Here is a 13,330-nt window from a genome sequence, read left to right on the forward strand (position 1 = left end):
TGCCGCCCCCTTGCTAGAATGCCGCCACTATCCACGGAGACACATTTTGAAAAAGATCAGTCGACTGCTGCTCGCACCGCTCACATGGCTGACCGCGATCATTTTTCTGATCGAGGAAGCGATCTGGGACTGGACGGCGGCATTCATGGCCAGACTGGGCGCGATGCTTCTGGTTCGGGCCATCGAAAAGCGCGTCGCCACGCTGCACCCGGGCTGGGCGCTGGTCACGTTCCTGCTGCCCAGCCTGATCCTGATACCCGCAAAACTCATCGGCCTGCATGCCATCGCCGCCGGACACTGGCTCATCGGCAGCACCGTGTTCGTGCTGGCGAAGCTGATGGGCATGGCGCTGTTCTCGCGCATTTTCAACCTCACCCGCCCGGCGCTGATGCAACTCGGCTGGTTCGCGCGCTTGTATGCTTTCGTGATGCATTACCGCAACCGCATCCACGCCTATCTGGATAACTGGGCCGCGTATCAGCATATCAAGCATCGCATTCTCGATGTGGTTGGTGCCTTCAAAGCGCGCTTCAAACGTAAACCCTGAAGAAACGCCAGAGGCACTTGAACCTTGAAATTTCTTCGCAACAGATTCTGCCTAGCGTTCCCGAGATCAGCCGATCCGAGGCTTTGACGCTGTATTGCCTGAATACCTGGTGATCATTATTTCCTGGCGACTTCTTTGCACTGGTACTCACCATGCAGTCCTTGTGCGCCGATAAGCTCCAAAAAACCGGAAGCTGTATTTAAAGACCCTTTTGAAGATCTTGATGCGATCGGGTTAGCCGGTCCCGTATGACATATTTCCTGTTGCGTGGCAAAAGTCAAAAGTGGGCCACTTGCTTCGCAAATCTCGTAGCTGTAAGTCGAAAAAATATCGGATCCGGTAATTTTCAGTCGGCGCCCCTCAAAATGAAGAGTTGGGAACTCCCGATAAGGCACCATCCCATTATCGCTTTTGCCCGCACACTCATAATTCTTGTCGTGCGGAATGGCATCGAACCCGGAAAGCAGGAAGATGGCAGCAAGAATTGCAACAAATAATATTCCCGGCGAGCGTAAGGGTTTCATATTCAGGACAGAAGACTCATGAAGGATTTTGGCAGCTTACTCTAAAGCCGTCATCCAAATTTTACATTCGGGAACTATTCTGGGTGCCCGTTTGCAGACGCGGATAACGTGCGATCGAGTTCATGCTCCACGGAACTATTTTTCAGGATGACACTCGTATCAACCCGAATGGCTTATACGTTGTGGTTCTCCAGGTCTGGCAGGTATGGGATTTTTTATGGAAGGAAGACGATGGGATTTCTCAAGATATTTCCTGCAGCAGCAGGCATCATTGCCTTGACTGCTACAGTCAGTTTTGCACGCGATCTGAGGGAATGTGAAGAGGGCGATTTTTGCAGAACGATGATTGCAAATCGAGATTCAAGCAATGATGCCGAAGGCGCATCCAATGAACAATTTCCCGTTTCGACCGATAAAGAAAGCGGAAGTGTTTACCATGTCGAAATTACCCGCGGCTTGAATACATGGCGGGTCTGCGTCGATGCCTACACTGGAAAAATTCTGGACAAGCGCGACGGCTACTCATTACCTGCTTGAGAAATATTTTTGAATGTTCCTGTCATCTGAAATGGATGAAAAATAAGCCAGAGTGGATAAATTCAACAATAGCTGGTCTTGACTGGCAAACGGTCTTTACCCGTGACCCTAAGCTATAAATTACGGTACGATTTACTAATCCGTTACTTTTGCATTGAAAATTATGCCAGCCTTCCAAGCCCTCGCAACCATTCTGATCGGTTTGTCATTGGGGGTACTGAACGGCTGTACGACCACCACCGCCAGTGGCGCGGTAGGTGCCGACCGTCCGCAGCTGATGCTTATTTCTTCTGACAAACTCGATCAGATGGCTGCACAAAGTTATGCCAAACTGACCTCAGATGCTGTCAGCAAAGGCAAGCTGAATGAAGACCATGCAATGCTCCAACGCGTTCGTGCTGTGGCCGCGCGCATCGAGCCACAGACAGCAGTGTTTCGCCAGGACGCGCCAGGCTGGAAATGGGAGGTGAATGTCATCACCAGCAGCGAGCTCAATGCGTTCTGCATGCCGGGCGGCAAGATCATGTTCTATTCCGGGTTGATCAACACGCTCCACCTCAGCGACGACGAGATCGCCATCGTGATGGGACATGAGATTTCGCATGCCTTGCGTGAACACTCGCGTGAACAGGTATCGCAGGCGATCGCTGCCCAAACCGCGATTGGAATCGGCACGGCTTTGCTTGGCTTCGGCGGAGGATCTGCGGATCTGGCATCTGCCGGATACGATAAATTCATCGCAACCAAGTTCAGCCGCACCGACGAGAGCGAGGCCGACAGAATCGGCCTCGAGCTGGCCGCACGCGCCGGGTATGATCCACGCGCCGGGGTCAGCCTGTGGCAGAAGATGATACAGGCCAGCAAAGGTGGCGGGCGGCCTCCGGAATTTCTCAGCACACACCCGGCTGAAGAGAACCGCATCCAGCAAATCCAGGCTTTGCTGCCGACCGTCATGCCGCTATATGAAGACGCGCATCACTGATCGAGGAAAATTCACATCAAGTCTGCATTGAATTGCCAAGAAGGGCACTGAATACTATCTTCGTCGCAATTCTTGATACGTCAGAACCAGATTTCCGGATAGCGCCTTGACTCGGGAACGTTGTTAACCAGCACTGCCACCAGCAACATAATCAGGGGGCCCAAGGTGGCGGGTATCAATACATACCAGTATCCCAATTTGTGAATCGCCGGGGATCCCATTACCGCGATCAGGCTTGTGGCCGCTCCTGGCGGATGCAGCGTTTTGGTGGCATGCATAATCGCGATGGCAGTAGCTACCCCCATCGCTTCCGCGAGCCAGGGATAATGTTGAAACAGCTTCCAGCAAGTCACGCCAACGATGGCAGAGAGCACATGTCCTCCCACCAGATTGCGCGGCTGCGCCAGGGGACTGCGTATGGCGCCGTAAATAAGTACGGCGGAGGCACCGAAAGAACCTATCATTAAAGTCAGATCGGTTCCTTCAAAAAAGAAGTGATCCACCCAAGCCACAGCCGACATACCCAGAAATGCACCGATCCAGGACCAGACGATTTCGGAGTTGCTGACGCGAGGCGGACTGCCCCGTGTAGAACCACTCATCTTTCGAAAGTATTCAGGGATATTCAACGGGGACTTACCTGATGAAATGCGGCAATAAAATCCTTGCGCAACAGCATACCAAGCAGCCGACCTTCACTATCCACGATGGGAGTGCTGCGGCCATCATGCTGGTGGAATGCACTTGCCACATCAACGAATTTCGCATCCCGGGTCAGGGTGATCGCAGGAGATGTCATGGCTACGCTCACATGCGTCTCATGACAACGATGCTTCAACTCGAAGGACTCATCCAGCATTGCCAGCAACAACTCCAGGAATGTATCTACGTTCAAGCGCCGCAAAAAATCGGTTTCAGTAAGCATTCCTATCACGCAGCCTTTTTCATCCACGACAGGCAGGCTTTTGAGACCGGATCGAACAAGAGCTTTGGCTGCTTCGTCGAGGAACATTTCAGGCCGCAAAGGTTCAACACCTGTGCGCATGAGGCTTTCAGCCCTGAAACCATCAAATAGGCGTTCTATCGCGTGACGGTGAGCCAAGTGATAGATCGTCCTGAAATCTTCAGTGCTGATATCCAGATAGCCCGGAATGTGCCGCATTGCATCCAGAATGTCTTCATCGGCCAATTCGACTTCCGTCACTTCATCAGCAGCTGAATTTGTTTTGGGATGTTCGCTCGAAGTACTTTTCATTCCGGAAAATCAACCAAGTAAATTACAAGGGTTTATTCTATCAGTTCAGCTGTCCAACCTGACATTCAATTCGGCACATAAACCTACTTTATTCCACAAGCGTATTTCAAGAGATGTCCGGCCATCGAGTCTGGCGGTGCAGGATCCCAGTCGTTGCTGGGCGCAGAAGACTTTGAAACAACATTGCCGTGTCCAAGATTCTGGGAATACAACAGTACAGCCAAATTTCTCGACTGCGCCGCTTCACAGTCATATTCATCTTGCCCCATGGAAGAAAGATAGGTTGAATTCTCGAATTTTCTGGGTGTCTTGGCATCATACAAAATCCACATTGTCACTTTCTTGCCATTCTTATGAATGGTAGATTGATTTACATAAGCCAGAACGACACTCTCCCGAACAACGGCAGTGCCAAAATAGACCCACTCGGCATTCGCGCCGCTGCTCACACTTGCCAAGAGAAGCGCCAGAATAATTTTTCGCATTGTAGTACCCAATAACTTTGCAATTACTCTACCCGTATGGAAGACACTGCCAAAATACGGCCCCGGTCAAATTCTGCCAGCTCGTCGTCAAATAAGCGATTGCCATCGGGCCAGAGATCAAGTCCAACTTATTGCAGTGTTCCTTGTATCCCTAATGCAGCGGTTCCAAGCTACCCATGGCTCCTGTTGTAACCGTATCGAACCAGGAGTACGATGATCCGGCGACAGGTTCTTTCGTCAGCAAGGAGGCATCATGGCTATCAGCGCTATTAGCTCCAGTACGGACTCACTGCAAGCATTCCTGCAAGCCCAACAGGCCCAACAAGCACTGCAAGATGCACAAACTCAGCAGGGATTACAGGTTCAACAAGCAGTACTGGATCAGCAAGTTCAACAGACACAGCAAACTCAACAAGCTCAGCAAACACTACTGGATCAACAGAGTCAGCAGGCACTTCAGGCTCAACAGGCACTGCTTAATCAGCAAGCCCAGCAGTCCCTGCAGGCCCAGGCATTGCTGGATCAGCAATCTCAACAAGCCAATCAGACACAGCAAATCCAGCAAGCTTTGCAGGCTTTCCTTGCTCAACAGGCTTTGCAAGGCCAGGCACCCGGTTCAAATATCAACGTTACGGCCTAAGTTGAGTGCACCCGATTAGCGCCATTTCGCTTTGGTTTGTTTTTACTGATCGAACAGCACAGCATCCGTTTATTGCCAGCACATCCTGCCTGAATTATTACCTGTCATTGCCCGATGCTGTTTTGTTATAGCGCCTTTGGATCGGCATATACAGTCGTCCTGTTTCTGCCTTGCTTTTTGGAAGCGTAGAGAGCTTTATCGGCATGACCCAGCAAATCAACGAGGCTGTTCCCGCTGGTGTATTCAGCCACTCCGATAGAGATGGTAATTCCACCTATGTTCTCCTGGGCGTCGATGCGGTGAATTGTGCAATCCTCTATCGTCTGCCTCATATATTCGGCAACGGTACGGGCACCGGATATGTCCGTTTCCGCCAGCAATAATGCGAATTCTTCCCCGCCCACACGGGCTACCGAATCCTGTCCGCGAATTTTGGACTTGAGCGTTTTGGCGACGGCACGAATAACCTTGTCACCAAAAAGGTGCCCATAGGTGTCGTTGATTGTTTTGAAATGATCGATATCCACCATCAACAGGCACAAACCTTTGCCCAGAGCCGCCTGATCGGCGAATATAATTTTTGCGCTGTTTTCAAATCCACGCCGGTTGAGAATTCCGGTTAAAGGATCAATCAATGCTTCACCACGGGCAGACTGAAGCTCTTGATGCAGCTTTTCCACTTTCTGCTTACTGACGGCCAATTCGGATTGCAGATCCTGCATGGAATCGATCATCTTGTTTGTATCGTCGGCCATGTTCTTGATCAAGAAGACCAGACTGGCCGGATCGGGATTTTGCTTCAGCGTGTCGCCGTATACATGCAAACTGGTATCAAATCGGTGTGCCTGATTGTCTGTCTCTTTGGTAGATTCCGCCAGTTTTTTTAGCAACTGCTGGATATCCTCCCGCAATGCCCACTCCACGTCCATGTTGCACTCGGACACGAATTTCAGGTACAGCCTTTCAATGGAAGCGTCATCGAGTTTTTCGCCACTATCGAGCAGCTTGCTTATTGTCTCGCTCAAGGCCGGGTTGATACCAGTCACATACTCGTACCACACTGCATAGCTTTGCGGTGTGAACGCTGCCGGATGTTCTGCCATTTTTTGAATCAGCAAGCGCAGGATTTCCTCGCTTGCCTGACGATCATGTTCGTATTTCACTCTTTTTCTTTCCGGAACGCGACCTGATGATTTGAACTTGCATGCAGTCTACCCGCAGTCGTTACCTTGTCCAATGATATCGGCTCAATTCCGGTCTCGCCAGTAATCTGGCTACAGCCGTTTCCCATTTAAAATCAAATACAAGACTTTAGAATCTGACTACTTCTCACTCCTTTTGAGACTCCAAGACCAATTTACCCTACCCTGATCAGATTGTAGATACCCCCTTACGAGTGTCTAAAATCTATGTTTAGGGGAGATAAACCGTTAAACCCGCGCAAGATAAAGGTCTGCCCCTTCTGAATCCACATTCCCTTACCACCCTCAATGGGCAAGGTAGCCAGTATGCTGCTATTTTTTATGAAGCCAATGAATTTCACCCAGTGGTGAGATTGCAAATCATCGTCAACGGCTTGGATTTGCATTGTCGCGCCGGGGAATAAACCGAGCGCTTCGAAATCCATATGAAGTTCATTATTGCCGGAGGGCGAATCAGTCATGATTTGAGCTTGATTTCCAATATTTTCTTACCCTTGACTTATTACGTAACGAGCGTCGTTTGTACTCTCTTCATTGTCATTTCGCTTTTATCGATTTGAAATAGTTCGCGTATTGCATATCTTCATCAAGAATATGATTGATCAGTATCTGTTTAATCATCAGTGCCGCATCTAGCCATTCCGCTTCTAACCCATATGGCATGAATGAATCCTGAATCTTTTTGAGCGTGTTCCTGACATTGTTGTGTGAACGTGCATGACCTTCCGCATTGGGATATTGCCGCTCCCGAAAGAAGTGTTCTTCCCGCTCGAAATGTTGATTTGTATCCTCAATGACATGCAGCAATCGCCTGTTAATTTCAGCTGCACGCATTCTTTCAGTAATAGCAAGATTAAGCTCGTCGATCAGCGAGATAAATCTTTTATGATCCTCGTCTATTTCGGGGATGCCAACACTCATGCCATCGTCCCACTCAAGGTTCCACTTTGGCTTCTTCATTAGGAATATCCATGCGTAGCAATCTAACCAGCAGACGTACGATTAGATACGATTACAGTATTCAAGTCATGAGGCCTAAGTATTAAAAAATATAAGACCTTGGTCTAAAGGCATGTTGCTCTGTGAAAAGAGTGAAAATAATTCAAATACGATTGCTGAGCCGCTGCGCTCGAAGCCATGTAGTCGTGATTATCCAGCCTAAAAAAGGATATGGATGAAAATCGGGATTGGCAAAGTGTATGGACAGTTGGTCCATACGCTTGTTACTTGAAAATATCGGCCTGCTTGGGCCATACGCCTATGCGATACATTGCAGTTGCAACATCACATAAGTGATTGCACTATCAAAATCAGTGATTAAAAGTAATGCAAACGGCCGGACCTGAATCATCAAGCTTGTTTGCGCACGTCAATCAAGCTTATGTACAAAATCGACCCTGCGATTCTCTTTCCAGCACTTTTCTTCGTGGCACAAAAGGCGTGGCTTTCCCTTTCCAAAACTCACGGTCTTGATTTGAGAAGCCGAAACACCCAATTGCTTCAGCGCTTCCAGAACAGCTTTGGCGCGTCTGTTACCCAGGGCAAGATTGTACTTTTCACTTCCACGCTCGTCAGCATTACCTTCCAGAGTGACGATGTCATTTTTGTGTTCGTTAATAAAATTGGCCTGCTTCTGAATGGCTTCCTGATACTCTGGATTCACAGCATACTTATCAAAATCAAAATAGACGCTCTTCTTTTGAAGGACTTGCTGTTCATCTGCCAATTTGTTAGCTGCAGTCTCGCCTGCCGGCACTGATGCGGTGACAGGACTTGCTGCCGTTTGTGTATTTGTTTGCGGTGCCGCTGCAGTATCTGCCTTATGGGCAGAGGAACAGGCCACAACCAATATTGAAGCCAAAATTACGGTTAATTTTTTCAAGATTCGCATCCTTGTGGAAATAGTTGAGCAATTGAAACATAAAGAAACACTAATCTAATCCTGTGACAGCAACTTATCCTAGCGGGAATATCTTAGATAAAGTCAGCCATATGATTAATTAAATTTAATTTAATCTCTAACCACCTGAAGCCCTCATTCTCTCAAAATACTCAATCCCGAACTTGGCAAAAGTTGGCATCCGTGCTAAACGGAAGACAAAGATACAAAAGAACAGTATCACTTCAAATTGGGGAAATTTGTGATTCGCTTTTACTTGTTTGTGATCTTGACAACATGCCTTTGTGCGCAAGCGCCTGCGGGAGAGTCGCCTTACTATTCCAAAGCGGGAGGGCAGGCAAGTCAGGGCCTGCAACCGGAGAATGTGGCCGTCGTAATCAACGACGACGATGCTCACAGCATCGAGGTCGGAGAATACTACCGGAACGCAAGAAATATCCCCTCCAAAAACGTAGTGCATGTGCGCATTCCAAATAGCCCGCACAATATTCCGGTTGCCGAATTCAACTCGCTCAAGCAGCAGATAGAAGCGCACTTGGACAAGAATGTTCAAGCGATCGTCATGGTGTGGACCGCACCCTATGCCGTCGAATGCAATTCGATCACTTCAGCCATGACCCTGGGATTTGACGCAGCGCAGTGCAGAAAAACCTGCGCGCCGGGCAAGCCCAGCCCCTATTTCAATTCAAACTCAGCGCATCCCTACACCGATTTCGGCATTCGCATCTCCATGCTGTTACCTACCGATTCGGTCATGCAGGCAAAATCTCTCATTAACCGGGGGAAGCTCAGCGGATTCAGCGTGCCGCCTGCCAGCGCATATTTCCTGGTGACTTCGGACGCGAGCCGCAATTCACGCGCGCCGTTTTTTCCAAAGTCCGCCAGCCTCCCGCAGTTCAAACTCGACATCAAGACCATAAAGGCCAACAGCATTGAAGGCGAAAGCGACATCATGTTTTACCTGACAGGCTTGTCCGTTGTGCCGGGGCTGGATACGCTGCATTTCCTTCCGGGAGCATTGGCTGACCATTTGACCTCATCTGGCGGCGATTTACTCGGACAGGGGCAGATGAGCAGCTTGCGCTGGTTGGAAGCAGGCGCCACAGCGAGCTACGGTACGGTCTCCGAACCGTGCAACTACCCGCAAAAATTCCCCAATGCCATGGTCTTGCTCAAACACTACCTGTCCGGCGAAAGCGCCATCGAAGCCTACTGGAAAAGCGTTGCATGGCCATCTCAGGGTGTGTTCATCGGCGAGCCGCTAGCTTCGCCTTACCACTCCTCTCAACGGACAGGTTTCGACGGAATGGAGCTGCGACAAAAATAAGCGACTGCCATTAAATGCCAACTAACAGCCAACTTTTATAGCCGGCAGCGCAATTGTTCCATCAGTCCAGCCAGCATTCTTCCGATGGCTGAGGCGGTTGCCTCCGAACCATGTATTTTCTCAATTCTGCATTTTCTTATCTATCGCCGCGATGCGTTTCTGCGCCTCTTTCGCGAGTGCGTTAGCGGGATAACCATCGATCACCACCGAATATAGCTTCCTGGCCTGCTCCGTATCCTTCAAGTTCAATTCGGCAATTTCGCCGTTGGCAAAAGCGGCTTTGGCTGCAGTATCCGTGTTGGGAACCAATGCAATAATGCGGTCATTGATATTCATGGCCACATTCCAATCGTGGGTGGAAGATGTCGCGATGCTCTCGGCCTTGTTGAGTGCGTCAAGTGCATCGGCACCTTTGAAGATTTCCGATACCTTGACGTACGTCTCGATGGCCTTGGCTGGCTGGCTGGTCTTGTTCTGGTAGATCAAGGCCATGTTGCGAAGGCTTTGCAGTACGACTGGATCGTCCTTGTATTTTGCCACGATCGCATCATAGGTCTTGAGCGCATTGGGATAGTCACTCATGTCCTCGTCATACATGCCGGCCAGCGCCAGATAGCCGTTTTTTGTTTCTGGTGCCTCCGGATATTGTTCGATCAGTTTCGAATAGCTCTTAACCGCCTGAGCGTATAGCTTCAATCCTTTGCGCTGCACATTACCCATCGACAGCAGGCTGTCCGGAAGCATCGGGCTGGATGGATATAGCGCAAGCAATGTATTGAAGTGATACAGGGCGATCCGGTTATCGATCAGCATCGATTGACGGGCAAGCGCGTGCTCAATGATATCTTCGTCCAGAAACGAGCGATTGCTTTGCAGGAACAGCGCGCATTCGGACGCGATCGGCCGCGCAAAGTCTGCGTCATTCATCGTGGTACCTATGTCCGCAAGATAAGCGGCTACACGATGATCGTGATCGCCAGTCAAGGCTTTCGTCTTTTGCGTGAGCAAACCGATCACGGAGGCCTGCTTCTTCAACTGATCCCCGCCCAGCTCGCTCAACCGTTTTGAAGCCTCAGCAAGCGATTTGGAGTCAGGGTAACCAGCCATCACCATCAGCAGATCCACTGCGGCTGCGTTATAGGACTCCATGCGGGTATGCACCTGCGACTTGAGCAAATACACGTCGGCTGCTTCGGGCATATCAGGGTGAAGCGCAATGAACCTGTCCATGTCTCCCAGCAACTCTGTGTCGATCGGCTGTTTCGATGAAGTGAAAAGAGTGGTGAAAAAATTGCCGTTGCGTGCAGTGTCTTTTATCGTGCTGCGGAATGATTCAATCCACTTTGCTGCGATCTGGGACCGCTGCTTGCGCAGCTTGTCAGCATCGCTCGCGGGAGCGGGCTGCGGTGGCGGGCAATCGATCTTGGCCGGAACCGGATTGTCCGGTATGACGATGGTAGGCAGCGTTTCCGCATTAGGCGCAGGATTACCCGACTGAATGACAGTGGCGCCACTTTCCAAAGGCAGCGGAAGGACAACAGTCTCTTCCGCATATGCAACTCCAGTCAGAAGTGAAAAACACCCGAGAAATATCAGTTGCCACATATATCCGCTCCTTGTTCGTGTGGGCATGAAATGCAGTGTTCACGCCCGAGCTGCCATAATAATTTAAATATGTTCAATCCCCAACGCCCTCATGATTATAGATATTCGCCTTATCCATTGAGCAACGGATTTACTGTAGCTTTATACATCAATGCACTTTTCTACTCTCAGGCTACTTACTCGATCGCGGCGAAAATAATTCAGCAATTGCATAACGTTGCCAGCACAACACTCCCACAGCCAGGAAGGACTTCCGACTATTACAAAAATAAATATCCAGAATTATGATGGTTCTGCTTTGTGGCAATGAAATTTGCCAATTACCGGACTCTTTCAACAAGGAGGGCTTAAGTTGCTTCGCTGCAATCGTCATCTGCATGCCACATCGTATGCAAAGAAGCATAGAATGATTGGCAGTCTGTGTGCCGATTTGAAAATGGGGAGGTCATCATGTATCAACGCATTCTGGTTCCAATTGACGGCAGCAAAACATCCGAACGCGCCTTGCAGGAGACAATCAAGGTAGCAAACCAGGAGGCTCGGCTACGCTTGATTTATGTGCTGGAGGAAATTCAATTCGTCGATGCCGAAGGCTATGCTTATATTGATTTTGCCGAGCTTCAAAAAACAATGAGGCTGTCCGGAGAACGCGCTCTGGCCCTCGCTGATGAACAAGCACGCAAGACGGGAATGGCTGTTGAAACCGCGCTGATCGAAGCCGCCGGAGAACGCGTAGCCAGCGTGATCGGGAAAGATGCACAGCAATGGCACGCTGACCTGATCGTGATCGGAACACATGGGCGTTCCGGCTTGAACCGTTTTCTCTTGGGAAGTGTTGCCGAAGGCGTAGTGCGCCTGGCATCGATTCCCGTGCTGCTGATTCGTGCTGAATGAGCCGAGTTAGGCGGCCATCAGGCCCGATGCAATACAGTATCTACCCGCTATTCCACTTCGCCATATGGTAAATGGAGGCAACGATGACCACGAATATATCCATCCCTGAGACGTCACCCGATTTCGACCGTACACGAGTATTCGAAAGGCCGGATGGTTTCTACTGGCAAGACAAACTGACTGGCGAACTTTCCGGATCCTTTGCTACCCTGCTCGAAGCAGTGCAGGACTTGCAGGGCCACGAAGGCGACGGCTTCGAAGAAGGTGAATCGCTGGAAGAAGCGGAATCCGAAATCGGCATCGCCGACTGGATAGATCCGGAAACCGGTGAACCCGCCGAAGATATGTCTCCACACCGCAGTAGCGAGTAGCCTCTTGGCTGCACTGCCTGCCTGGTATTACTCATCCCAGTCTAGGTACTTCTGCGTATATATTTGACCATCGGTCTGCTGTAGCTTCGTACCTCCCGTATTTTCTGCTGTTTCTTCTTTTCGATTGGAAAGAAATGTCATGGATACAAATCCGGCAACGCACAAAAAATTCGATGGTTTTCCAATCGCATTCGAGCAAATCGCCGCAACGGCTGATGCACAGATCACCGACAAACCCATTTCCGCAGAAGTTGCTCAGCAAGGCTGGAATACTGGCGATATTTCTGCATACCGTGCTGCATACAGGAAGGCCCACAGCCCGGATTCATTGCGACCATCTGGCATATTGGGTATCGAGGAAATGCAGAGTGCCCGCTGTATATTTAAATGACCCGGTGGTCGGCTTGCTTTCTGGGTGCTGATATTGATTAAGGAATTAGTCCTGAAATCGAAAAGGAAGTAAACATGTCACACAAATTGGCCAACATTACCCGCTCCATCGGAAACTACCGCTACTACCGCAGGAACGGATTCAATTCCAGAACATCATGGCGCTTGGCCAGCATGACACTTCCGTAGTCTAACCCGTCACAAATTTAGGGAGGAACAAAATCGGGTTCTGAGGGTGATGGTAGATGTCCAGATCGGCTTCCGTACAACATGGAAATTCGAAGGAGAATCGTCGTGACTCTGAAAGAAATACAACGCATGGCCAAGTTGCAAAGTATCGATCCCGGCATACTTTCTAAAAGCGAATTGATCAGGGCAATTCAGAAGATCGAGGGCAACTTCGACTGCTTTGCATCCGCCCACGATGGAATATGCGATCAAACAGGATGCATCTGGCGTGAGGACTGTTTTGAAGCATCAAAACGAGGATCACCATCATGATCATGCGCTTGTAATATGAACTCGTGTCCTCAACCCACAGCGATGGCTTCAAATCGTTCAAGGATTGCCAGAGCACACGCTTAGAATTATCCCAAGCTTCCATAACCCTGATATGCCACGGGTTGACCGGATCCGCTTTTTTGCATATTTTTATCATTACCTTAGCGGGA

At 49.7% G+C, this 13,330-nt stretch carries 18 protein-coding genes; 9 read left to right on the forward strand and 9 right to left on the reverse strand.

The annotated features are described in order from the left end of the window. The first annotated feature begins 46 nt into the window (after positions 1-46). Positions 47-547, forward strand: coding sequence for a hypothetical protein (locus QOY30_RS11175; RefSeq protein ID WP_283744696.1), 501 nt, complete (start codon positions 47-49; stop codon positions 545-547). A 116-nt stretch (positions 548-663) separates the two neighbouring features. Here QOY30_RS11175 and QOY30_RS11180 read toward each other — a convergent pair whose 3' ends face one another. Further along, positions 664-1,071 (reverse strand): hypothetical protein, encoded by a 408-nt coding sequence (locus QOY30_RS11180; RefSeq protein ID WP_283744698.1) that lies wholly within the window; start codon positions 1,069-1,071, stop codon positions 664-666. Positions 1,072-1,302: 231 nt separating this feature from the next. On the opposite strand from QOY30_RS11180, the gene QOY30_RS11185 reads away from it, so the two are divergent. Both QOY30_RS11185 and QOY30_RS11190 read left to right on the forward strand, forming a co-directional pair. Then, positions 1,303-1,608 (forward strand): PepSY domain-containing protein, encoded by a 306-nt coding sequence (locus tag QOY30_RS11185; protein ID WP_283744699.1) that lies wholly within the window; start codon positions 1,303-1,305, stop codon positions 1,606-1,608. A gap of 163 nt (positions 1,609-1,771) precedes the next feature. Next, a complete protein-coding gene (locus tag QOY30_RS11190) occupies positions 1,772-2,590 on the forward strand; it encodes a M48 family metallopeptidase (protein WP_283744700.1) in 819 nt (272 codons plus the stop codon). 80 nt (positions 2,591-2,670) lie between these two features. Here the strand turns inward: QOY30_RS11190 and QOY30_RS11195 are convergent, their stop codons facing one another. The 3 genes from QOY30_RS11195 to QOY30_RS11205 all read right to left on the reverse strand — a co-directional run bounded on the left by QOY30_RS11195 (position 2,671) and on the right by QOY30_RS11205 (position 4,330). Continuing rightward, on the reverse strand, positions 2,671-3,192 hold the full coding sequence (locus QOY30_RS11195; RefSeq protein ID WP_283744701.1) for an HPP family protein: 522 nt from the start codon (positions 3,190-3,192) through the stop codon (positions 2,671-2,673). 23 nt (positions 3,193-3,215) lie between these two features. Then, positions 3,216-3,845 (reverse strand): CBS domain-containing protein, encoded by a 630-nt coding sequence (locus tag QOY30_RS11200; RefSeq protein WP_283744702.1) that lies wholly within the window; start codon positions 3,843-3,845, stop codon positions 3,216-3,218. An 83-nt stretch (positions 3,846-3,928) separates the two neighbouring features. Next, positions 3,929-4,330, reverse strand: a complete 402-nt coding sequence (locus QOY30_RS11205) for a surface-adhesin E family protein (RefSeq protein ID WP_283744703.1) — start codon at positions 4,328-4,330, stop codon at positions 3,929-3,931. A gap of 253 nt (positions 4,331-4,583) precedes the next feature. Between QOY30_RS11205 and QOY30_RS11210 the strand changes: the two genes are divergently transcribed. Next, positions 4,584-4,970 (forward strand): hypothetical protein, encoded by a 387-nt coding sequence (locus tag QOY30_RS11210; RefSeq protein ID WP_283744704.1) that lies wholly within the window; start codon positions 4,584-4,586, stop codon positions 4,968-4,970. A 125-nt stretch (positions 4,971-5,095) separates the two neighbouring features. On the opposite strand, the gene QOY30_RS11215 is transcribed toward QOY30_RS11210, so the two are convergent. From QOY30_RS11215 to pal, 4 genes are all read right to left on the reverse strand, one after another. Beyond that, positions 5,096-6,133 carry a GGDEF domain-containing protein gene (locus QOY30_RS11215; RefSeq protein WP_283744705.1) on the reverse strand — a complete coding sequence of 346 codons (1,038 nt, stop codon included), beginning with the start codon at positions 6,131-6,133 and terminating at the stop codon, positions 5,096-5,098. A gap of 227 nt (positions 6,134-6,360) precedes the next feature. Further along, on the reverse strand, positions 6,361-6,633 hold the full coding sequence (locus QOY30_RS11220) for a hypothetical protein (protein ID WP_283744706.1): 273 nt from the start codon (positions 6,631-6,633) through the stop codon (positions 6,361-6,363). Between the two features lie 76 nt (positions 6,634-6,709). Further along, entirely contained in the window at positions 6,710-7,132 is a 423-nt protein-coding gene (locus tag QOY30_RS11225) for a bacteriohemerythrin (protein ID WP_283744707.1), read from the reverse strand. A 409-nt stretch (positions 7,133-7,541) separates the two neighbouring features. After that, the gene (gene pal / locus QOY30_RS11230) at positions 7,542-8,054 is read right to left on the reverse strand and encodes a peptidoglycan-associated lipoprotein Pal (RefSeq protein ID WP_283744708.1); all 513 of its coding nucleotides are present in this window, start codon (positions 8,052-8,054) and stop codon (positions 7,542-7,544) included. Between the two features lie 259 nt (positions 8,055-8,313). Here pal and QOY30_RS11235 point away from each other — a divergent pair, with 259 nt between their 5' ends. Beyond that, positions 8,314-9,399: a TIGR03790 family protein gene (locus QOY30_RS11235; protein ID WP_283744709.1), complete on the forward strand. Its 1,086-nt coding sequence runs from the start codon at positions 8,314-8,316 to the stop codon at positions 9,397-9,399. 120 nt (positions 9,400-9,519) lie between these two features. On the opposite strand, the gene QOY30_RS11240 is transcribed toward QOY30_RS11235, so the two are convergent. Beyond that, on the reverse strand, positions 9,520-11,004 hold the full coding sequence (locus QOY30_RS11240) for a tetratricopeptide repeat protein (RefSeq protein WP_283744710.1): 1,485 nt from the start codon (positions 11,002-11,004) through the stop codon (positions 9,520-9,522). Between the two features lie 450 nt (positions 11,005-11,454). Here QOY30_RS11240 and QOY30_RS11245 point away from each other — a divergent pair, with 450 nt between their 5' ends. The 4 genes from QOY30_RS11245 (at position 11,455) to QOY30_RS11260 (ending at position 13,160) form a co-directional block, all read left to right on the forward strand. Then, a complete protein-coding gene (locus tag QOY30_RS11245) occupies positions 11,455-11,898 on the forward strand; it encodes a universal stress protein (protein WP_283744711.1) in 444 nt (147 codons plus the stop codon). A gap of 83 nt (positions 11,899-11,981) precedes the next feature. Continuing rightward, positions 11,982-12,269 carry a hypothetical protein gene (locus QOY30_RS11250; protein ID WP_283744712.1) on the forward strand — a complete coding sequence of 96 codons (288 nt, stop codon included), beginning with the start codon at positions 11,982-11,984 and terminating at the stop codon, positions 12,267-12,269. 139 nt (positions 12,270-12,408) lie between these two features. Then, positions 12,409-12,660, forward strand: a complete 252-nt coding sequence (locus QOY30_RS11255; protein ID WP_283744713.1) for a hypothetical protein — start codon at positions 12,409-12,411, stop codon at positions 12,658-12,660. A 293-nt stretch (positions 12,661-12,953) separates the two neighbouring features. Continuing rightward, a complete protein-coding gene (locus tag QOY30_RS11260; RefSeq protein WP_283744714.1) occupies positions 12,954-13,160 on the forward strand; it encodes an SAP domain-containing protein in 207 nt (68 codons plus the stop codon). Positions 13,161-13,330: the final 170 nt, after the last annotated feature.

This window comes from Sideroxydans sp. CL21, from assembly GCF_902459525.1.
Lineage (GTDB): Bacteria > Pseudomonadota > Gammaproteobacteria > Burkholderiales > Gallionellaceae > Sideroxyarcus.